Here is a 19,879-nt window from a genome sequence, read left to right on the forward strand (position 1 = left end):
ACAGCTTTCAGCTAGATGCAGAGGAGTCGGCTTTGTAGTTCTTCATTACCTCTGCCAGCGATCCGTCTTGGGTCAACGCTCCGTCTTTGAGGTAAAGGGCGCGGTCGCAAAAACGCGTGAGGTCTTTTTCTGAGTGCGACACGAGGAAGAGGGTGTGCCCCTGGTTGAGCCTCTCCTGGATACGTCCGTAGCACTTGTCTTTAAAGCCTTGGTCGCCCACGGCCAGTACTTCATCCACCATGAGGATTGGAGCGTCTAACACTGAAATCACTGAGAATGCCAGACGTACCTTCATGCCGGAGGAGTAGTGGCGGAAAGGGGTGTCGAGAAAATCTTTGACCCCTGAGAAATCAACGATCTCGTCGAATTGGTCGTCCAATTGGCTCCGTGACATGCCGTGCAGACCCGCAGCCAGGGTGATGTTTTCGCGGCCGGTGAGGTTCGGCTCGAAGCCTCCTGTGAGCTCAATGAGCGGTGCAACGGGTTCGCGCACATCGATCGTGCCTTCATCGGGCAACATGACTCCCGAAACAAGTTTGAGAAGCGTTGACTTACCCGACCCATTACGGCCCACCACACCGATGGCTTCGCCGGGTTTCACATCGAAACTGACGTGGCGCAGAGCCCAGAATGCCTGGTCTTGAGGCAAATTTGCCGAGTTCTTTGGACGGAATAGGAGTTTGTCTCGTAAAGATTCTGACTTGCGTCCCTTATTGAAGAACACCCCGGTGTCGTGCACGCGAATGATCGCGTCTTTGTGTCCCATCAGATCTCCTTTAAGAAAGCGCGTTCGGTACGCGCAAAGAACACGCATCCAGCAATAAAAGTCAGCACGCAGATCACCGCTCCAACCCCAATCGCCGTCCAGTCCAGTTCGGTGGGGAAAAGTCCTGCGCGGAAGGCCGTGAAAATGCCCGCCAGAGGATTAAGGAGGTAGAGGCTTTGAATGAGCTCGGGCATACGTTCATTACCGATCACATCACCGATGCCGTAGATGATGGGGGAGGCGTAGAAAAGGAAGCGTGTTGCCATCCTCACCAGCGGCTCAATATCTTTAAGAATCACCATTAGCGGCGCGGTAATGAAGCACAAACCCGTAAGCAAGAGGAATTGCATGAGGGCGCCCACGGGGAAAAGCCATAGGTAGGCGTTGAGATCGGGGCGATAAAAGACACAGAAAATCACCAGGACCGGCAAGGACAGTAGGAACTCAATGCCGCGAGCGCATACGGATCGCAGTACCCAAATTTCGCGGGGGATCGCCGTGGATCTGACTAGACGTTGCTGCGTGGTGATTGACTTTGTCCCGTCAGTCAGGGTGATTTGGAACCACAACCACGGCAGTAGCGTGGTCAAAAGGAAAATGATGTAGGGCTCCTGGCCGACGGAACGGTGGAAAATAATGGTGAAGACAAACCAGTAGATCAATCCCATGACCAGCGGGTCGAGCACCGACCAGACGTAGCCCAGGATTGAGTCGGCGTAGCGGACTTTCAGGTCACGTTTGACCAGCAACCACAAGATTCGACGGTTATCCCAGATGGCCGTGAGGCGTTGGGTTGGGCTGATACGGGCGCCGCTGGAGTGTCCCCGGCTCATGGGTTCTCCTTCCGCTGGGCCGACGCGTGGGGCGCTGGCTGGTCGATCTGGAGTAGGTGTGTCCACTGCTCCAGGGTGCTGGCGTGCACCAGTGTTCGAGAGTACTCGTCGATCAGCTGATTCCAACGTAGTGCGAGGTCGGCGTGCTGGCCTGCGCTGGCTGCTAGAAGCCGCCACGCCCGCGCGGTGTCGCGCGCCAATATGTGTGCGTGCTCGCCGTCCTCGACAATGACTCGGTCAGCACCCAGGGAGTCCCACCACGCGTAGGTGTGGGCGGGGACTGCGCGAATGTCGTGGATGAATCGAGATGGGGTAAAGAGCGAGGCGACAGCGCGGATTGTGTTGGAAGAGCGGGCGGCGCGCCAATTGCTCACTCGCGTTGCAGCTTTGGCGACACGATCTTGCGTTGCCGCGCCATGTTCGACGCTTCGACTGTGTTCGCGGTTCCATATTGACTGTGCGTTCGCTCGTGCCGCAAGCAGATCTTTGCCGAGCCATCCGGCCCCCGCACCAAATTGCTGCGCTGCACTTGCCCACGATCCGGCGACTGCGTATTGCAAAGAGAGGATGTGCTTGGCCTGGTGAGCGAGGGAGGATGCTAGGACTCCTCTGGAGGCGCCGGTTGCTGCAGCAGAGGCCAACCGGTTTCTGTGGGTGAGGACGCCCGTCCAACTCCACAGTGTCGAGGTCGTGTCCCAACGCGGATGCCAGACTCCTGTGCCGGGTAAGACTTCGATGTCGTATCCAAGCCGGTGGGCGCGAAGCCCATATTCGGCGTCATCCCATTTGAGGAAGAAGGGGGCGGGCAGTCCGACCTCGTTGACGGTCCCCGGGGGCAGCAGGCATCCCCACCATCCGGTGTAGTTTGGTTGGTGGTGTCGTTCCAATGCGTCGACGAGGGCGGCCGGGTCTTCTAACGTGGACCGAGGCGTTGTTAATGCGTCTGCTTTTGTCCAGAAGAAATCACGATCACGCACGTATTCGGCGCAGATCTGTAATCGAGTTGGTTCGTCCACGTCGAGAACGGGTGTCCCCATGATCGTCCTCTTTGAACGCTGGGCCGCCAACGCCTGGTAGACACGCATGCGGCGCAGGGACTCAGCGGGGAGGAAGGCGTCATCATCGGACAGGAGTACGGCGTGATCTGGTAGGGCCAACGACTCGATCATGCCCCGCGCGTAGCCGCCGGATCCGCCAAAATTAGCTTGGGTAATCAGCCGGACTCGATCTGCGCTCTGTGCCATCACAGAAGCGAAATCGTCGTTGCTATCTAGAACCTGGGCCTGATCGATGACGAGGACTTGATCGACTTGGCCTGAGCGCATGAATCCTTCGACCTGCACGATGGTTTCGCGGACGCGACCAATGGTTGGGATGATGGCAACGACAGGGCTCAGCGTGATCTCTTCATCGATGGACCAGGTGACCTCGTCAATGGATGAGGAGCTTTCACCCGCCAACCAATACCAGTCATCCGTTAAAGCAATAGTGAGGGAGGTGCCGTCTGTGAGCTGGGCTTTCTCATACGATTGGCCTTTGGTTCGCGCCATGAGAGTGATGACGCCTTTGCCGCGGACCGTGAGCCGTACCTTGCCAGCCGTGACGCGTCGCCACAGCGCCGCAGGCAGCAGGGTCGCCCACACGAAACCCGCGCCCTGCGGGTCGGAGGCGGACCAGCGCTGAATATCAGTCATGGCAAATCCCGTCTATTTGGAGGACAGCGCGTCGACCATTCGGGTGACGCCGTCGACCAACGCCACTTGTGGTGCCCAACCCAATTCGATTAACCGCGTCGAATCTAAACTGAGAACCTTTTGGGAAGATACGCCCTTGGCGGGCGCCCCCTGAGCAAATCGCACAGATAAACCGGCCTGGGGGCGCGAGGCAATGAAGGCTTGAGCCAGCTGACGGATAGACACGGCTCCGTTAGGGTCGGCCACGTTATACACGGGATCTTTGCCAACAAGAACGGCAGTGAACATTCCAGCTACAGCGTCAGACACATAGGTGTAGGTGCGTACGGCTGTTCCGTCTCCCGTTAAAACAATGTCACGTCCGGCAGCGACGTCTGCAGCAAAGTCTGCTTGGACTCGCCCGTCGTCAAGGGCCATACCGGGGCCGTAGACGTGCCCAAATCGCACAACTGTTGGTCGGATACCGAATTGTTCGGCGTAGACAGCCACCGATGTTTCAGCTAGGCGTTTGCCCTCGAAGTAGCAGCCGCGCACATTGTAGGGATCCAGGGGCCCAAAGTCAGTTTCAGAAAGGAGACCCCCGCCGGGGTGGGCTCCGTAGACCTCTGAGGACGACATGAGTACAAAGGACCCACCTGTGTCGGCGAGTAGATCCAACATGCGGATTGTCCCAATCGCGTTGGCTTTGAGCGTGCCTGATGGGTTGGTGGCGTGCAGGCTGGGGCGGGCCGGAGATGCGCCGTGAAAGATCGTTTCGAAATGGCGGCCGGATAGATCGGCTTGGCTCACGTCTGCGGCGATGAGATGGACGTTGGGGTGCTCGCACAGGGAGCCGAGCCTGGCGCGTGCCCGGGCTTCGTCGCGAACGAGCAGTGTGATTGAAAGATCGAGGTCGAACCGATCGTTGGCCTGTGTCAACACCACTGCGGTGTGCATGGGGATCATTCCCGAGGCGCCGGTGACCAAAATGGACTGTCCCGACAATGCATCCCACGGCAGATTCAGACTGACAACCCGACTGGCGTCCTCGACAAAGTGAAGGCGGTCAGCTGCCGGTGTTTCGCTGGGCCGCATCATTCGACATTCGCCTTAATACCAAAGGCCTTCTCATCTTCTAAGAGAGTGAAGAAGGTTCTCGCCACATAAAAGTCTGAACTCGTCGTGATCTTGATATTCGTGTGGGGGCCTGCCACTTTCTTAACGGGCATTGCGTAGCGACGATAAAGGGAGCACGTGTCAATAGAGTCATGCTCGCCTTCGGACACGGCACGGTCGTACACCGAGAGGGCCTCGTCCAGGCGGAAAGACTGTGGAGCCTGAGCTGTCCACAGTGGGTCGCGTGGAATGACATCCGTTAATTCATCGCCCGAGGCCACCACGATAGTTTCATTGGCTTTCGTGCACGTGACTCCTGTGCCATATTTGCGCACCGAGTCAATATTGCGAGAGATGAGGTCTGCGTTGACCAACGGACGCACTCCGTCGTGAATGAGCACGATGGAATCGTGCGGGCACTGTTCAGCCAGAGTTTTCAGTCCCCGGTGTCGCGATTCTTGGCCGGTTGATCCGCCCGGAACCATCCACTTGACCTTCGTCAATTTGTAACGGTCCACCAGAGAGATCATCTCGTCAAAAAACTCTTCAAGGATGACCACGATGATTGCGTCAATATCGGGATGTTCTTGGAATTGTTGGAGGGTGTGAACGATGACGGGACGCCCGTAAATTTCCAAGAATTGCTTGGGTACGGCAGCCGAATTCATTCGAGTTCCCGAGCCGCCGGCGAAAATTAAAGCGACATTCATCGAATCTCTCCTGTTGGTGAACGGTCAGTGCGGTAGCGCTGCGGCATACGATCCAGCAGCAGCCAATCGATGAAGCGATCCGCGTTTGCGGCGTCAGTGTGGTCGAAGTTGTCCTGAACAAAGGCCGCAGTCTTAGGAGCATCCAAGGTTGGTTTGGCCAGTAGATCGAGCAGCTCGTCAAAGGTTGTCGCCACTTCTCCAGGTGCCGTTGCTCGATAGTCGCGATGCATTCCGCGCGTTGCGGCGTACATGTCGAGATCGTAGGCGTAAAACACCATTGGGCGACCCAAGAGCGAGTACTCGTAGATGATCGAGGAATAGTCGGTGATCATTACGTCGCAGTTGTGCAAAAGATCATTGGTGTCAGGGTAGGCGTGCGCGTCAATAATCCGGTCGCGCAGATGGCTCGGAATTGGCGCTGGTGCATCGACGAAATGATGCTGGCGCACAAGAAATACCGAATCTTGCCCAAGAGCCTCGTACAGGGCCTCAAAATCGAAACGGTCCCAGTCGTAGTAGGCATCCGTCATGCCGCGACCTCTGAACGTGGGCGCGAAAAGAATGACGCGTTTTCCTAAAGCCTGCGGGAACATCGAGGCAAAGGTTTTCTTGGCTGAGGCGATACGACGCTCGTTGAGGAAATCGTCGATTCTTGGCAGCCCCGTGGGGATGACATTGTCGCGTTCGATACCAAAGACTTCGGCGTAGACATCGCGCAACTTTTCAGAACCACAAATGGCGTAGGTGTAGTGGCGGTGGGCATTACGGAGGCTTGGTGAACCAGCCTTACCGAAACGCGAGTAGCCAACGTCTTTGAAACCCGAACCAGCGTGCCATGCCTGGATGATGGTGTGGTTGCCGTCTACTGGGAAAGAATCCAGTAGCACGAAGTAGTCGTCAATGATGATGGTCCCCGCACTGCCCAGCAGCCAGGCCAAACGCAGGGCCGTCTTACGGTCGCTCATTGCTTCGGTTCTAAACGAGTAGAGGAACTCAAAGTTCTTGTCGAGGCCGCGTTCAAGCATCCGATCACGAATGGCGCGCAGATTGCCCTGCAAGCTGGGGCGAGCTTCGGATGCAAAAAGGATCGTATTGGCGCGATTTGGGTGGGCGGCCAGGGAAGCCCTATAGGCCGCTAGGAGTGCATCGCGTTTACCGCGCTTCCAGTGGCGCTTGAGGCCCTGGCGGACACCAGTGATGACGTCTGGGGTGCGGCCTCGTCCTCGGGCGAAAAAATAGGTGCGTATGACGAGTTCGGGCGTCGTGTCACCTAAAGAGAAGTTCACCGTGTAGACGCGCGAGTTATTAGCGTGCAGGAATGAGCGGGACAGATCGTCAAGCTCATCGGCTTTTTCGACATCGAAGAGGACGGGCGCCCACCCGTTTGACGTGCGTATAGCCAAACGCCATGTGCCGTTGGGGATCTGGCGTCGCTTCTCAAAATTCGTGACATTGATGCGGACCTGCCAATGGTGCGAATCAATACTGTCTGCGTTCAGGACATGGCTCGCTTCGCGGGCGCGCCACAGGACGATCCGGCTGCTCGGGTCAGACTGGGCCGAGGCCACAGGAGCTACGAGTTCGTCAGTTAAAGCTGTGATCGCCTGCTCGTGGGGATGGAGGGGATCTGCGGCCACGGTGCGCCGCTCGACCGCGAAACGCAGGTTGACCCTCTCCCATGTGATCGAGGTGATGTAGAAGCGCTCGAGAGTCATGGGTTGTGCGCTAGGCGAAGTCGACACGAGGAGATTTCGGCCTTCCTACGAGGGGTAGAGCTTTCCTCAAACTATAGCGGGATGCGCTACTCAAGCCCGGATTGCGCGGGATGATCACGAAAACGTTGAGGGACGATCACGGATGCGTAACAACCGGTGGAGGACTGCATCACACTGCGCGCAGCATAGCGGGGGATGGGTCGCAAGGCCGATATTCTGACCGGATGGATCATGTGAAAGTCGCAGGTGTTGTCGTTGCGTACAACCGCGCCCACATGCTCCCCGACACCCTGGACGCCCTCGAAGCACAAACGCGCCCACTAGACGCCCTCGTCGTCGTCGATAACGCGTCTACTGACGCCACCGCCGACATTGCGCAGAGCCACCCGCGTGTCACCGACGTCGTCTCCATCGGCACGAATTTGGGTGGAGCCGGAGGCTTCGCAGCGGGTATCGCCCGGGCAGTGAGCTCGGGCGCCGACCTCGTCTGGCTCATGGATGACGACACCGTTCCCAGTGCCACAGCCCTGGAAGAGTTGCTTCGAGCCAGATCCCGATACCCGGGCACTCCCGCGCTCCTGGCCTGTCGCGCCAACTGGATTGACGGGCGCGAACATCCGATGAATACCCCGCGTGAACGATTCGGAGTCAGCGCCCAACTCAAAAAACATGCGGCCCTCGTTGGAGCCAAGCAGATCCGCACGGCGTCCTTTGTAGCTGTTCTCATCGACGCTCGCGCCATCCGAGAAGAAGGCCTGCCTGTCGCCGACTACTTCTTGTGGAACGACGATTTCGAATACACCGCTCGCCTGCTACGCCACCGCGTCGGCTTGTATGTTGGTGCGGCGCGAGTCGAACACCGTACGAAAGAATTTGCCAACTCCACTGATATAGACCCCGGAGAGCGTTTCTTTAACGAAGTACGCAACAAAATGTGGGTCTTTACTCGATCACGCGCACTGGGTCCGATCGACTCCGCAGCTTTCGCTGGAGCCACAGCTTTGCGTTGGGCTCGCATGCTCGCCAGGACAACGAATAAACGTGATCGGCTGCGCGACCTCGCACGAGGCTTCCACGTCGGCACTCACACTCCGCGACCAACCACCGAAGTTCTATGGGACACCCCTGTGGGACGCGAGGTCGCAGTCTTGGAAGCCGGTACCCCAGAACATCCTGCGCCGTCGGGCAAAGACGTTCCCACCAACTTGCCGTTCTCGGTATTACTGCCCGTATGGAAGGCAGATCGACCAGAACACTTCATCCGGTCGATCCGTTCCATCGGTGCAGACCAGGTTCGCCGCCCCTCCCAAATTGTCATCGTGTGCGATGGGCCCGTCGACCCACGGATTGACGCAGTCATTACTGCCTGCCAGAAAGGCCGCCGACCCGAACTCGCCGCAGGAGTGGCCGTCACTGTCGTGCGAATTGCAACCAATTCTGGCCTGGCCAACGCCCTCAATGAAGGTTTGGCAGCGTGCCGCTACGAGGTCGTGGCTCGCGCCGACGCCGACGACATTTCGCTGCCTGGCCGTTTCAGCCTTCAGATTCCGCTCATTGAGCAGGGATTTGAGCTGGTCGGCTCATCCATTGCCGAATTTGAATCCAATGAGCGCGACACTGGCCTGGTGCGTCGTATGCCCATGGGGACGCGCGAAATTCGCAATACCATCGCCCACCGAGATCCCTTTAACCACCCGACGGTGGTCTACACCAAGAGCGCCGTGGCCAGCGCTGGCGGCTACGAACACGTCGATCACATGGAGGACTACTGGCTCTTTGCTCGCATGGTTCACATGGGTATCCCCTGCTGCAATCTGCAAGAGCCGCTGGTGCTGTATCGCATCGGTGATGGAGCCTACCGGCGCCGCGGCGGAATGCAGATGTTCCACTCAGAGCTTGCCCTCCAAGAACATCTTCTCGACAGCCGCATCATTAATCCTGGCCAGTATGCGCGCAATGTTGTCGTGCGCGGCGCCTACCGGCTCATTCCCGCTGAGGTACGTAAAACCCTCTACCAGAACGTCGGACGATTCCTCTGGTTCCGCTGACCGGCGGCCCTATCTTGCAGCCTTCGACACCGCTTCGGCGGTGGCAACAGCGTCAAGTAGGCGCCTGGCTGACTCCACGCGGTGACTCCTGCGCTCGGCCTCGTCCTCGTCAATTGCTTCGAAGGGAGTGCCGCCTGTGCGCCACGTGTCCAAAGCACAACTGACCTCATCGGGCAGATGCGTGCATAGGGGAAGACACCACTGGGTCGCGTCGGCGACATCGGGAAAAACACCCAGGACATCGTCAACGGAAACGTGGCCCAAGCCGAAGGAACGCACTCCCGGAGTATCGACGATCCACCCGCCCGTAGGGAGCTCGAAAGCCTGGGACGAAGTCGAGGTGTGGCGGCCGCGCCCCGTCACCTCGTTGACGTGCCCCACTGCCCTGTGAGCGTGGGGGACAAGGGCATTAATGAGAGTCGACTTGCCGACACCAGAATGCCCAACGAGGACGGAAAAGCGGCCCGCGAGGAGTTCTCGTATAGCATCAACGCCGTCGTTGCCAGGGCTTAAAGAATCGTCAGCTCCACCTAAATTCGTCACCACAACGCGGACATCAAAGTCACGGTAAGCCTCGATGAGTTCGTCGGGAGATGCTAAGTCGGCCTTTGTCAGACACAAAAGAGGTTCGAGGCCGGCTTCGAAGGCAGCGACGAGACAGCGGTCGATCATTCCCGTTCGAGGGGGTGGATCAGCCAAGGCCACAACAATGCACATCACCTGTGCGTTGGCAACGATTGCTTTCTCGCCTTTTTGATCCGCGGCGTCTTCAAGACTGCGACGCAAAACGGTGGCGCGTTCTTCAACGGCGACAATTCGTGCCAGAGTATCGACTCGTCCCGACAGGTCACCGGTTAAACGCACATGGTCACCCATGATGATCGACCCGCGCCCCAGTTCTTTGGCGCGCACTGCTTGAACTTCCACGCTAGCTTCGTCGAGGATCACTCGGTACCGGCCCCGATCAATGCCGATGACACGGCCCAGAGGTTTTGTTGTCCAGTTGGGCCGGTTCTTTGTGCGTGGGCGCGAGGATTTTCCTGCGCGTACGCGAACACGTGGATCATCAGTTCCAATGTCGCGCACCATCACAGCTTCCCCTCCTTCAACATGCCCATCCACATGCTCTCAAAATCGGGCAATGTCTTAGAAGTCGTCTGGATGTCTCGTATCCGAACGCCTGGTACCACCAACCCCAAAATTGCGCCGAAGGTTGCCATTCGGTGGTCCTTGTACGTCTCAAGGTCGGCCCCGTGCAGCGGACGCGGTCGAATCACCAAACCGTCGTCGAGTTCGTCGACGTCCCCGCCCATTCGCCTCAATTCGGTGGCCAGAGCCGCCAGCCGGTCGGTTTCGTGACCGCGCAGGTGACCAATTCCAGTAATCGTGGATGGCGTTGAAGCCAACGCAAGGATGGCAACAAGCGTTGGGGTAAGTTCACCAACCTCCGACAGATCAATATTGAGGCCACCATAATTGCCGGCACCGGGGCCGGTGACACTCAGCGAATCATCGTTCAAGGTCACCTCAGCGCCCAGGTCGGCCAATAGGTTCCGCCACGAATCCCCAGCCTGATCGGTATCGCGTGGCCAACCCGGAATATTCACGGTTCCACCGCAGACCATCGCCGCGGCCAAGAAGGGCCCGGCATTTGACAGGTCCGGTTCGATGAAGAATTCTCCACCGTGAGGGCCGCCGGGCAGGACGTGCCAGCAACGCGTCAAATCGTCGCCCTCGTCAATTTCTTCGACGTCGCAGCCGCGCATCCGCATAGCCCGCGCAGTCATCTCGACGTGGGGAGCTGATACGAGGCGTCCCGTTGTTTCTACGGTCACCGCGTCGCCCAAAAGTGGGGCAGCAAGTAAAAGGGCCGACAAAAATTGCGAGGACGAGGAGGCGTCGACTTCAAGACGAGCTCCGGGTCCTACCTTGAGCGGACCGGTGATGGTTAGTGGGAGGAAACCTTTCTTGCCCTCGTACACCACTTGGGCACCCAAGTTTGTGAGCACATCCAAGAGTGGAGCCAAGGGCCTCACCCTGGCGCCCTCGTCACCGTCAAAACGCGCCGGTCGGGAACCTAATGCGGCTAGCGGCGGCAAGAAACGCATGACTGTTCCAGCTAGACCGCAGTCGATTGCTACCTCATGTTCCGGTGGCACCTTCATAGGGATGACGCGCAGAGCATCCCCATCGCGGTGAATCGAGGCGCCTAGTTGTTCCAATGCGCGGCAAAAGAGTTGCGTATCACGGGCATGCAGAGCCCCGTGAATAACGCTCTCAGCGTTAGCGACCGCCCCAAGATAAAGGGCGCGAGCAGTATGAGACTTTGATCCGGGGACCGTGACGGTGGCTCTCAGGGGATAAGAATGGACCGGCGCAGCCCAAAGATCCGTCACTCGCCGAGCTTCCTGTCAATCTTGGCCTGGGCGCGAGCTCGTTCTGTGGAGCGCACGTCGGCCAGAGCTGCCCGATGGGTACGCCAATTCGCCAGATGCCACTTGGCTGATGGGCGTCCCTCGCGATCAACCGAGGCAATGGCTAGCCCCCCAACTAATCCAAGACGAGCAATTAAGCCTGTGCGATGCTCCGACTTTTGAACTGGATCGCCCTGCTGCCAGACCGGATTGTTCACCAATGCCATTGGAACGGCCACAGCGGTCAATGTTGCGGCCGCCGCTCGGGGAGCCTTGCCCAGGGCGAAACATACTCCCGCACACGTTGTGACTGCTCCCAAAGCGCGAGTTGTTCGACGCAAGTCCTCATCGGTGATCTGCCGATGAGGAGCAATCTTGTTCAGGAGGGGCTTAATAGACTGCGCTTGGCGAACGTGATCGTCTGGGTGCTTCATGGCTGAGACGCCATCAGCGATGAAAGGGGTGGCGAGCAGAGGCCTGGCGATTGCGCGAAGAATGTTCATACTCCCTATTGTCCGTGATTTTGGATACTTTGCCACCGAAAATTACAAGCATTTTGCGCCGTACCCCTCGAACAGGTCGGACCAGTTCGCTTAACAGCCGACCAGATGGAATGAGATCGGCGTCCATGTCGTTGTACCAGATATGAGTCCAAGTGCCGTCCTCGTCCGCCGCGCACCGGCGCACCAGAACACACCTGCACGACTATCCTTGGACTCGATGAGCACTGACACCACGACGAACCTCAATGGCGAGGACCACCACCGCGATGCCGATTTGGCCCAGCCTCAAGACCGCGAGGAACGTTTCGCTACTGAGGCCATGCCCCTTATGAACCAGCTTTTCGGCGCAGCCCTGGGGATGACGCGCAATAGGGCTGACGCTGAAGACCTTTTGCAAGAGACCTACCTCAAGGCCTATGCCAAGTTCGATCAGTACCAGCCGGGGACGAATATTAAAGCCTGGCTCTACCGGATCTTGACGAACACATACATCACGCAATATCGCAAGGCCCAGCGCTCTCCCAAAAATGCTGGCACCGACACGGTAGAAGACTGGCAGTTGGCTCAGGCCGCCTCTCACGATGAGCGGGGCCTGGTGTCGGCCGAGGTGGAAGCCCTTGAAGGTATTCCCTCAGAGCAGGTGCGCGCTGCGCTTGAATCGCTGTCGGAAGAACACCGAATGATCGTGCTACTGGCCGACGTCGACGGGTTGAGCTACAAGGAAATTGCCGAGACGCTAGACGTGCCGATTGGCACCGTCATGTCCCGACTGCATCGGGCACGCAAGATTCTGCGAGGCAAACTCACGCAGGTGGCGGGCGAATACGGAATTGGAGGAGATCATGAGGAGTGACGAGCCCACATGCCAGGAGGTCCAGGCTCAGATCTTTGCCCTGGTGGACTGTCAGACCTGTGATGAGATCAGTGACCTCATTGACTCCGGCCAGGTGGACGGCCCTCAAGCTCGCGTGCGAGAGCTCATGGCCCGCCACATTGCCCACTGCGGGCACTGCAGCGATTTAGTTCATGCCGAACAGCATCTGCGCCACCTTCTGCGAAGCTGCTACGAGGTCGAAGTGCCGGCCACAGTCAGGGCCACCATCGTCCAACGCATCTCAGAAGTGTCAGTAACAGTGCGTTCGTCACGCTCCTAAACCGGGTTCTTCACCCTACCAGACCTGTGCGAGCAGGGCGTGAGTTTGCTCGCCCCCACCGTGGGCACATTGGTGATCGGCGCGTGAATATGCCAAACTATTTGAGTTGAATCAGACGAACGAGGAGAACGAAATGTCGAAGCGTGGCCGTAAGCGTCGAGCTCGCGCCAAGAAGGGCGCTAACCACGGCAAGCGTCCCAACGCCTGAGCCGTAAAAACTCAAACGATGCCCGGAGGCCAACGGCCCCGGGCATTCGTGTATTTTCAAGCGCGCGGCTGCGCTCCGGTCCACTCATACCAACCTTGGTGCAAAACCAGCCAGGCGAGCAGCGCATACCCTGATTGCCCGGGCAAAGTGGCATCGTTGGCCGCGCGAGCTCGCGACGCCGCCATATCCTCAAACCACTGATCGTGAGCAACCAGAGGAGTAAAGGTGTCCACGTAGGGCAGGCCACGCCTCGTACACACTTCGGCACACGACTTCGACAGTGCTTTCAGCGACGCCTGGTCCACACCTGCCAGGGGAGCAGGCCCCACAACAAAGCAGGGAACTCCAAGGGCGGCAGCTCGGTCGGTGATATTAGCGAGGTTGAGGCGCGAGCGCGGCGGAGAAATCCCTGCGGTGACGTCGGCTGTGCCCACACCAATGACGAGGCCGCGCGGCCCGCCCTCGGATAAACGAAGCATGACCTCGGACTCCCAGCGGGCGGCCATAGCGCGCGTCGTCTCGCCGGGAACGGACAGAGAAATGATGTCTGGAGGTGAGTCAAACTGGGACCGTGCGACGACCCGCCCAACCCAGCCGAGTCCGCGTGGGTCGCCGGTGCCGGCTACCAATTCGTCTCCGATCACGCAGATGCGCATTCTGGTGCTCCTTGGATCAGGGGACTGCAATGGTTCTATGATCCACCGTCACCCGGCGACATTGGGGGATTACGCGCCCGAACATAAAGAACGCGCACCCTAGGGCGTGTGGTCAAGGCCCCAACAGCACACAGACTTCGTCCCGCGACATCACCGGCGCGCGCAGATACACTGAAGAAACCATGGACGATGACAGTTGCGGCCGACAAAAGGCCTTACCTCGCCCCCAGATCGTTGATGCCTCGAATCGTGAGGCGCGGCAATGATCGTCGATATTCTCATGCTCCTATTGGGAGTGGTCCTAACCGCAGGCACCTTCATCTTTGTGTCCGCAGAGTTTTCCCTGGTCGCCCTCGACCAAGCCGTCGTCGAAAGACGAGTCTTGGAAGGCGACAAATCGGCCGCTCAGGTCCTTAAAGCAACGAAGACTCTGTCCACCCAGCTATCCGGTGCCCAAGTTGGCATCACGTTGACAACTATTCTGCTCGGATACACAACCCAAACAACAATTGCGGATCTGCTGACTCAAGCGTTAGGTAACGCTGGCGTTGCCCTGGCACTATCAGGAGCCATCGCCGCTTTCGTTGCCGCAATCTTCATCAACGCCATATCAATGCTCTTTGGGGAACTTGTTCCCAAAAACCTTGCGTTGTCTCACCCCATGCGCACCGCAAGAATCGTTGTACCTTTCCATATGCTGTTCACAGCAATATTCAAACCGGCCATCATCGTGCTCAATGGTTCAGCGAACTGGGTCCTGGCACGCTTTGGGATTGAGCCGCAAGAGGAAATCTCGTCGGCCAGGTCCGCATCTGAACTGGCCGCAATGGTGCGTCACAGTGCCGAAGAGGGCACCCTGGATACGTCTACGGCTTCCCTTTTCACTAACTCGATTCGTATCGGTTCCTTAACTGCCGCCGATGTGATGACCGACCGCGGACTTCTTCACACTCTTGCTGAGAATCAGACGGCCGCCGATGTGGTTGCTGTGGCATCGCAGACCGGTCATTCGCGTTTCCCTGTCATTGGGGATGACTCCGATGACATTGTGGGCCTGGTGTCTTTGCGTCGAGCCGTGGCGGTTCCTTTTGAACGTAGAGTAGAAGTGCCCGTGGTGTCGTCGTCCCTCATGGCCCCTGCGCCCTCTGTTCCTGAAACCGCGCCGATTGGTCCGCTCCTGGTCCAGTTGCGCGACGAAGGCCTCCAGATGGCAGTTGTCGTAGACGAATACGGAGGAGTCTCGGGAATCGTCACACTCGAAGATATTGTCGAGGAAATTGTTGGCGAGGTAGCCGATGAACACGACCAAAGACGTTTGGGCATTCGTCAACGCCCCGACGGATCCTTCCTCATCCCTGGAACCCTTCGCCCCGATGAGGTTCGTGAACGCATGGATATAGTCCTGCCTGACGATGGCCCCTACGACACGGTTGCTGGTCTTGTCATGACCTTGCTGGGTCGTGTGCCCGAAGTGGGCGACAAAGTCGATGCCCTAGGAGTGGGCCTCGAAGTGTCCCAGATGCAAGGTCGGCGGGTGACTCAGGTGCAGGTTACCCCTGCCGCCACCGTCACCAGCAAGGAGGTGACGCTATGAGTCCGGTATGGGGATTAACCATCACCGCGTTGCTGCTGCTCATTAATGCCTTCTTCGTTGCGGGAGAGTTTGCCACCACGTCGACGCGCCGCTCTCAAATTGAGCCTCTCGTTGAGCAAGGAGTGCGCGGGTCGCAGCATGCCCTGTACGCCCTCGAACATGTGTCCCTCATGCTGGCGATCTGCCAGCTGGGCGTCACCGTGGCCTCAACCACCCTAGGTGTTGTTGCTGAGCCGGCCATTGCCCACCTCATTGAGGGGCCTCTGGTGTCATGGGGACTGCCCGCAGCTAGCGCCCATGTTGTCGGCTTTATCGCGGCCCTGCTGATCGTTTTGTATTTGCACGTCGTTTTGGGCGAGATGATTCCGAAGAATATTTCTATCGCCACCCCTCAGCGGATGCTGCTGTTTCTTGCTCCGCTGCTGGTCGCCCTCGGACATGTGGTGCATCCAATCATCGAGGCAATGGACCGCATGGCCAACTGGTTTGTGCGTTTGGCAGGTTTTGAGCCTCGGTCAGAGATTTCTGCAACCTTCACCGTTGAGGAAGTAGCCTCCATCGTTGAGCGTTCCCAAGCTGAGGGCATGATCGAGGACGATTTGGGGCTGCTCACCGGAACCTTGGAGTTTTCTACAGAAACTGCCGGCACCGCGATGATCGCTCTGGATGATCTGGTGGTCCTTCCATCAACCGTGACTCCCGCCCAGGTTGAGCGAGAAGTCGCGGCAACCGGATATTCGCGTTTCCCGTTGATTGATGAGGCCGGCGCGATTTGCGGATACATCCACCTCAAAGATGTTCTCTACGCCGGCCAGGATGAGCGCGATCAACCGATCACTCCGTGGCGTATTCGTGGAATCGATTCGGTTCGCGACACTGACGAGGTCGAGGATGCTTTGCGCAATATGCAGCGTGCTGGCACCCATTGCGTCCTCGTCCTCGACTCCTTTGAGGAAGTGCGCGGAGTGCTCTTCCTTGAAGACATTTTGGAAGAACTTGTTGGCGAGGTCCGCGATTCTCTCCAGAGGTGACATCTGCCCCGCCGTGAGTGTGTGCGAGCAGCGATGAATATTGGCCAGTTGATACGACTTCACCTGCCACGTTGCGAGTGCGCGGGGAGGGCTCAGTATGTGAAAGAGGACCCGGTTCTTGTGGATGCGTCGCGCAAGAGGGCATTGTCGTTGTAGATTTGTGACATTACTGATCGTAGAAACCTGCGGAGGAAGTCTGTCGTGACTGACGAGCGCATTACCTGCCCATTGCCGAGCCGTCGGCAATGGCAAGGACTCCAAGATCGTCACACCGCTTCTTCTCTTTCTTCTAGTGACCAAACCGCTTCTGGCAGCTCTGGTCGCCAGTGTGCTGAGCGCATCACCGAGGGCCAGTCGCGGGTATCTAGCCGCGGATTGCGCGCAGGCCTTCTTCTTGCTCTAGGTGCAATGACTGTTGCGATTCCTTTATCGGGTTTCGTTGGTTCGGACTCTTCGGTTGCTCTTCCCGTTCGTGCCATGGGAGCACCCCTGGGAGCCAGTACGTGGGTGACTGATCAAACGTCGGCCATCGAGCAAGCTGATTTGGGTGGTTCTGCGACGGCAGCTTCTCGCGCACGAGGCCGAGCCCCCATTGTGGTCGACCAGTGCCTGTCGGGCGTGGCTAATGGAGCCACCGAAGTCAAAGCCGAGGTGGGGACGCTGTACTGGCCCATCGCCCAGGGGGCCTACTCGGTGGTCTCTCCCTTTGGAATGAGGGTCTCGCCGATTACCGGTCAGCTGCTCATGCATGAAGGCGTCGATCATTCCGCGGCGATGGGTGAGCCACTGTATTCGGTGTATTCAGGTCGGGTCGTTGAGGTTTCTGAAAATTCGCGGTCGGGTGCCCTCGTCAAAATTCGACATGAGGGAGAGGATGGAACCGTCTTCTACTCACTGTACTTGCACCAGTACATTGATCAGATTCTCGTTGCCCAGGGCGATGAAGTGAGCGCCGGGCAGAGGATTGGTGCTGTTGGTTCCAACGGCTGGTCCACAGGGCCCCACCTGCACTTTGAAATCCACGACGAACAGGATCAACCCGTTGATCCCCAAGCGTGGATGCAAGATCACGGCGCCATTCACATTGGGGAAGAAGCCTGCGCATGATGCCGGTGACTCAGGCCGCAGGCCCGATCATCTTGGCTCACCGTGGGGGAGGGCTGGAAGCCGTCGAGAACACTCGGGCTGCCTTCGAACACACCCGCAGTTTGGGCCTGCGCCACATTGAAACTGACGTGCACTTGAGTGCCGACGGCAAAGTGGTGATTAGCCACGATGAGACCCTGGATCGCTGCTACAACGCCACTGGTGAGATCCGCCGATTCACGTGGCGTGAACTGAGCGATCTGCACAATGAAGCCGGCGAAGCAATGATGCTCCTGGACGAGGCGTTAGAAGCCTTCCCCGATATGTATTTCAATATCGACGCCAAGAGCGCGGGTGTTGAGGGTCCTCTCATGCAGGTGATTAACCAACACAACGCCGCAGATCGAGTTTTGTTGGCCTCTTTTTCTGAGCCTCGACTACGCACGATTCGCGCAGCAATGGCAACGGGCGTTGCCACGTCTTTGGGCATCGACGCTGTGTGTCGACTGGTGGCCTGTGCAAAGACTGCAACATCTCCGGCCTTCTGGCGTATCCCGGGGCCTCGTCAAGGGGCGATTGCAGCTCAGGTTCCTGCCACCTACGGGCCTGTGACCGTGATAGATCAGCGTTTCGTCGCTGCAGCGCACACCGCTGGTCTGGCCGTTCACGCATGGACAATTGACGAGGCCGACGAGGTCGTGCGTTTGGTTGAGCTAGGTGTGGATGGCATTGTCACGAACCGCCCGCAGATGGTGCGCGATCTGCTCCAAGCCCGCGGCCTGTGGGAGCCTCCCTTGGCGCCAACCCAGCAACGCCAAGGACAGCGTCCTCGCGACTAAGCCAGCCTGTGTATTAAGCGTTGCCCGACAAGGGAGTGACCACTACCGGCATCTGGCTGGTGTTTACTCTTGGCCGCTAAAGCCCGCTGCGCCCTCGGCTCGATGCGCTCGCATCATTCGGTGTACAGCAAGGCCGACGAGGACGGCTGTGAGTACCCATCCTAGGATCTGCAACCACGCGGCCTTGGCAATAAAGGTCAGGGCCATGGCTGCCAACACTGGGACTAATAACGTGAAGGTGTGGACGATGTAGTGGCCGAAGGAAGGCATATCCACGCCGTCTGCTTCGGCAACCGACTTGACCATGAAGTTCGGGCCGTTGCCAATGTAGGTGATTGCGCCGCACAGTACGGCTCCCAGGGAAATGGGGATCAGGTACATCTCCGGTACGCCGGTCGCTGCCACCATTGGTCCGTCTCCGCCAAGGGCTTTGGCCATCTCGAAGAAGGTCATATAGGTCGGGGCATTGTCCAAGATTGATGACAGGCCGCCGGTGAAAATGAAGAAAGTCATGCGGGTCAGTGGCAGCGAGGGCGCGACTTGCTCAAGGAAACGTAGAGCCGGTGCCATGGTCGCAAAGATGCCGATGAAGAGTGTGGCGACCTCGGCAATGGGACCCCAAGTAAAGGCATTGTCTTTGAAACGCACGGTCTTATCACCCAGGAAGTAGGAGGTCAGTGCTGCCGCGACCATGACGATCTCGCGCCACGGGATCATGTCTTTGAAGGTGGCATGGCCAGCTTCAATGAACTCAGCATCCATGGAGGGGATCAGGGCAACGGCGCAGATGATGACAGCGAAGAGGAATAGGTTGGCAGCGCCCTTGAGACGCAGCGGCTTGATCTCAGTTTTGTCACGAACAAGGGAAGCTGTGTCTTCGCTGGCGTAACGCACGCGGTCGATGGAATAGTAGGTCAAAAGCAGCATAGCGAGGACGAACAACCACTCCTTCCACAGTCCCAGCGTCCAAGTGAAGGGGACTCCGTGGAGGAAACCGAGGAATAACGGTGGGTCGCCCAGGGGAGTGAGCAGGCCTCCGCAGTTAGCAACAATGAGGATTGTGAAGATCACCGTGTGGACGCGGTGGGTGCGTTCTTTATTGGTTGCCAAAATTGGGCGGATCAGGAGCATCGCGGCCCCTGTGGTTCCGATGAATGAGGCCAAGAGGCCGCCGATTCCCAAGAAAATCGTGTTGTTGCGTGGTGTGGCCTCGATGTCGCCTTCGAGGTGAATGCCACCGGCGACGGCAAAGAGTGCGAAAAGCAAAGCAATGAACTGAATGTACTCAATGGCGGTGCCGATGAAGGACTCGGGTCCTGTCATTATCCACATCCAGATGGTTGTGGGGATGCCTAACGCCAAGGCGATGAGCATTTGGCTGGAGCGTTTTTCCCACCAGTGTGCTGTTGCTGGGACGATTGGTAGTACGGCGATGCAGCCGAGCATCGCGATGAAGGGGATGAGACACCACCATTGGTACGTCATGATTCTCTTCTCAAAATTGCTTGGTGCGGCGTCCTCGAAAATCACGGG

The 19,879-nt window shown here is 58.2% G+C and carries 19 protein-coding genes; 8 read left to right on the top strand and 11 right to left on the bottom strand.

The genetic code is table 11. From position 1 onward, the window contains the following. Positions 1-7: 7 nt before the first annotated feature. Genes G439_RS0105215 through G439_RS11250 form a run of 6 tightly spaced genes read right to left on the bottom strand, consistent with a single transcriptional unit; the run spans position 8 to position 6,813 of the window. A complete protein-coding gene (locus G439_RS0105215; RefSeq protein WP_022868133.1) occupies positions 8-766 on the bottom strand; it encodes an ABC transporter ATP-binding protein in 759 nt (252 codons plus the stop codon). Further along, on the bottom strand, positions 766-1,599 hold the full coding sequence (locus tag G439_RS0105220) for an ABC transporter permease (RefSeq protein WP_022868134.1): 834 nt from the start codon (positions 1,597-1,599) through the stop codon (positions 766-768). Before G439_RS0105220 ends, G439_RS0105215 begins: the two co-directional genes overlap by 1 nt. Then, a complete protein-coding gene (locus tag G439_RS0105225; protein ID WP_022868135.1) occupies positions 1,596-3,293 on the bottom strand; it encodes a glycosyltransferase family 2 protein in 1,698 nt (565 codons plus the stop codon). The genes G439_RS0105220 and G439_RS0105225 overlap by 4 nt, the downstream gene beginning before the upstream one ends. 12 nt (positions 3,294-3,305) lie before the next feature. Then, positions 3,306-4,370 carry an NAD-dependent epimerase/dehydratase family protein gene (locus G439_RS11240; RefSeq protein WP_022868136.1) on the bottom strand — a complete coding sequence of 355 codons (1,065 nt, stop codon included), beginning with the start codon at positions 4,368-4,370 and terminating at the stop codon, positions 3,306-3,308. Next, a complete protein-coding gene (locus G439_RS11245) occupies positions 4,367-5,098 on the bottom strand; it encodes an IspD/TarI family cytidylyltransferase (RefSeq protein WP_022868137.1) in 732 nt (243 codons plus the stop codon). The genes G439_RS11240 and G439_RS11245 overlap by 4 nt, the downstream gene beginning before the upstream one ends. Next, a complete protein-coding gene (locus tag G439_RS11250; protein WP_131333537.1) occupies positions 5,095-6,813 on the bottom strand; it encodes a CDP-glycerol glycerophosphotransferase family protein in 1,719 nt (572 codons plus the stop codon). The genes G439_RS11245 and G439_RS11250 overlap by 4 nt, the downstream gene beginning before the upstream one ends. Before the next feature lie 224 nt (positions 6,814-7,037). On the opposite strand from G439_RS11250, the gene G439_RS0105245 reads away from it, so the two are divergent. Continuing rightward, positions 7,038-8,861, top strand: a complete 1,824-nt coding sequence (locus G439_RS0105245; protein ID WP_022868139.1) for a glycosyltransferase — start codon at positions 7,038-7,040, stop codon at positions 8,859-8,861. A gap of 9 nt (positions 8,862-8,870) precedes the next feature. On the opposite strand, the gene rsgA is transcribed toward G439_RS0105245, so the two are convergent. Genes rsgA through G439_RS11255 form a run of 3 tightly spaced genes read right to left on the bottom strand, consistent with a single transcriptional unit; the run spans position 8,871 to position 11,778 of the window. Further along, entirely contained in the window at positions 8,871-9,953 is a 1,083-nt protein-coding gene (gene rsgA, locus G439_RS0105250; protein WP_131333539.1) for a ribosome small subunit-dependent GTPase A, read from the bottom strand. Further along, on the bottom strand, positions 9,950-11,257 hold the full coding sequence (gene aroA, locus G439_RS0105255) for a 3-phosphoshikimate 1-carboxyvinyltransferase (protein WP_022868141.1): 1,308 nt from the start codon (positions 11,255-11,257) through the stop codon (positions 9,950-9,952). Before aroA ends, rsgA begins: the two co-directional genes overlap by 4 nt. Then, positions 11,254-11,778 carry a DoxX family membrane protein gene (locus G439_RS11255; RefSeq protein ID WP_022868142.1) on the bottom strand — a complete coding sequence of 175 codons (525 nt, stop codon included), beginning with the start codon at positions 11,776-11,778 and terminating at the stop codon, positions 11,254-11,256. Before G439_RS11255 ends, aroA begins: the two co-directional genes overlap by 4 nt. Before the next feature lie 217 nt (positions 11,779-11,995). Between G439_RS11255 and G439_RS11260 the strand changes: the two genes are divergently transcribed. The 3 genes from G439_RS11260 to G439_RS12910 all read left to right on the top strand — a co-directional run bounded on the left by G439_RS11260 (position 11,996) and on the right by G439_RS12910 (position 13,140). Then, positions 11,996-12,631: a sigma-70 family RNA polymerase sigma factor gene (locus tag G439_RS11260; protein ID WP_051125727.1), complete on the top strand. Its 636-nt coding sequence runs from the start codon at positions 11,996-11,998 to the stop codon at positions 12,629-12,631. Then, on the top strand, positions 12,621-12,932 hold the full coding sequence (locus G439_RS0105270) for an anti-sigma factor RshA (RefSeq protein ID WP_022868144.1): 312 nt from the start codon (positions 12,621-12,623) through the stop codon (positions 12,930-12,932). The genes G439_RS11260 and G439_RS0105270 overlap by 11 nt, the downstream gene beginning before the upstream one ends. Before the next feature lie 133 nt (positions 12,933-13,065). Further along, the gene (locus G439_RS12910; RefSeq protein WP_424133829.1) at positions 13,066-13,140 is read left to right on the top strand and encodes a 50S ribosomal protein bL37; all 75 of its coding nucleotides are present in this window, start codon (positions 13,066-13,068) and stop codon (positions 13,138-13,140) included. 56 nt (positions 13,141-13,196) lie between these two features. On the opposite strand, the gene G439_RS0105275 is transcribed toward G439_RS12910, so the two are convergent. Continuing rightward, positions 13,197-13,796, bottom strand: coding sequence for a GDSL-type esterase/lipase family protein (locus tag G439_RS0105275; RefSeq protein ID WP_022868145.1), 600 nt, complete (start codon positions 13,794-13,796; stop codon positions 13,197-13,199). A 265-nt stretch (positions 13,797-14,061) separates the two neighbouring features. Here G439_RS0105275 and G439_RS0105280 point away from each other — a divergent pair, with 265 nt between their 5' ends. From G439_RS0105280 to G439_RS11270, 4 genes are all read left to right on the top strand, one after another. Beyond that, complete coding sequence (locus G439_RS0105280; RefSeq protein WP_131333565.1) at positions 14,062-15,390, top strand: hemolysin family protein; 1,329 nt, start codon at positions 14,062-14,064, stop codon at positions 15,388-15,390. Further along, on the top strand, positions 15,387-16,421 hold the full coding sequence (locus G439_RS0105285; protein WP_022868147.1) for a hemolysin family protein: 1,035 nt from the start codon (positions 15,387-15,389) through the stop codon (positions 16,419-16,421). Before G439_RS0105280 ends, G439_RS0105285 begins: the two co-directional genes overlap by 4 nt. A 201-nt stretch (positions 16,422-16,622) precedes the next feature. Continuing rightward, entirely contained in the window at positions 16,623-17,528 is a 906-nt protein-coding gene (locus G439_RS11265; protein WP_022868148.1) for a M23 family metallopeptidase, read from the top strand. Continuing rightward, positions 17,525-18,346, top strand: a complete 822-nt coding sequence (locus G439_RS11270; RefSeq protein ID WP_022868149.1) for a glycerophosphodiester phosphodiesterase family protein — start codon at positions 17,525-17,527, stop codon at positions 18,344-18,346. Before G439_RS11265 ends, G439_RS11270 begins: the two co-directional genes overlap by 4 nt. Positions 18,347-18,409: 63 nt before the next feature. Here the strand turns inward: G439_RS11270 and G439_RS0105300 are convergent, their stop codons facing one another. Further along, the gene (locus G439_RS0105300) at positions 18,410-19,831 is read right to left on the bottom strand and encodes a sodium:proton antiporter (RefSeq protein ID WP_022868150.1); all 1,422 of its coding nucleotides are present in this window, start codon (positions 19,829-19,831) and stop codon (positions 18,410-18,412) included. Positions 19,832-19,879 lie beyond the last annotated feature (48 nt).

Source organism: Schaalia vaccimaxillae DSM 15804 (assembly GCF_000420425.1).
Lineage (GTDB): Bacteria > Actinomycetota > Actinomycetes > Actinomycetales > Actinomycetaceae > Pauljensenia > Pauljensenia vaccimaxillae.

Bases quoted from the DNA above. Each gene is read 5' to 3' on its own strand.
- G439_RS0105215 (WP_022868133.1), bottom strand. From the start codon at position 766: ATGGGACACAAAGACGCGATCATTCGCGTGCACGACACCGGGGTGTTC.
- G439_RS11260 (WP_051125727.1), top strand. From the start codon at position 11,996: ATGAGCACTGACACCACGACGAACCTCAATGGCGAGGACCACCACCGC.
- G439_RS11255 (WP_022868142.1), bottom strand. From the start codon at position 11,778: ATGAACATTCTTCGCGCAATCGCCAGGCCTCTGCTCGCCACCCCTTTC.
- G439_RS0105300 (WP_022868150.1), bottom strand. From the start codon at position 19,831: ATGACGTACCAATGGTGGTGTCTCATCCCCTTCATCGCGATGCTCGGC.
- G439_RS0105275 (WP_022868145.1), bottom strand. From the start codon at position 13,796: ATGCGCATCTGCGTGATCGGAGACGAATTGGTAGCCGGCACCGGCGAC.
- G439_RS0105220 (WP_022868134.1), bottom strand. From the start codon at position 1,599: ATGAGCCGGGGACACTCCAGCGGCGCCCGTATCAGCCCAACCCAACGC.
- G439_RS11250 (WP_131333537.1), bottom strand. From the start codon at position 6,813: ATGACTCTCGAGCGCTTCTACATCACCTCGATCACATGGGAGAGGGTC.
- G439_RS0105270 (WP_022868144.1), top strand. From the start codon at position 12,621: ATGAGGAGTGACGAGCCCACATGCCAGGAGGTCCAGGCTCAGATCTTT.
- G439_RS11245 (WP_022868137.1), bottom strand. From the start codon at position 5,098: ATGAATGTCGCTTTAATTTTCGCCGGCGGCTCGGGAACTCGAATGAAT.
- G439_RS11270 (WP_022868149.1), top strand. From the start codon at position 17,525: ATGATGCCGGTGACTCAGGCCGCAGGCCCGATCATCTTGGCTCACCGT.
- G439_RS0105225 (WP_022868135.1), bottom strand. From the start codon at position 3,293: ATGACTGATATTCAGCGCTGGTCCGCCTCCGACCCGCAGGGCGCGGGT.
- G439_RS0105245 (WP_022868139.1), top strand. From the start codon at position 7,038: ATGGATCATGTGAAAGTCGCAGGTGTTGTCGTTGCGTACAACCGCGCC.
- G439_RS0105285 (WP_022868147.1), top strand. From the start codon at position 15,387: ATGAGTCCGGTATGGGGATTAACCATCACCGCGTTGCTGCTGCTCATT.
- G439_RS11240 (WP_022868136.1), bottom strand. From the start codon at position 4,370: ATGATGCGGCCCAGCGAAACACCGGCAGCTGACCGCCTTCACTTTGTC.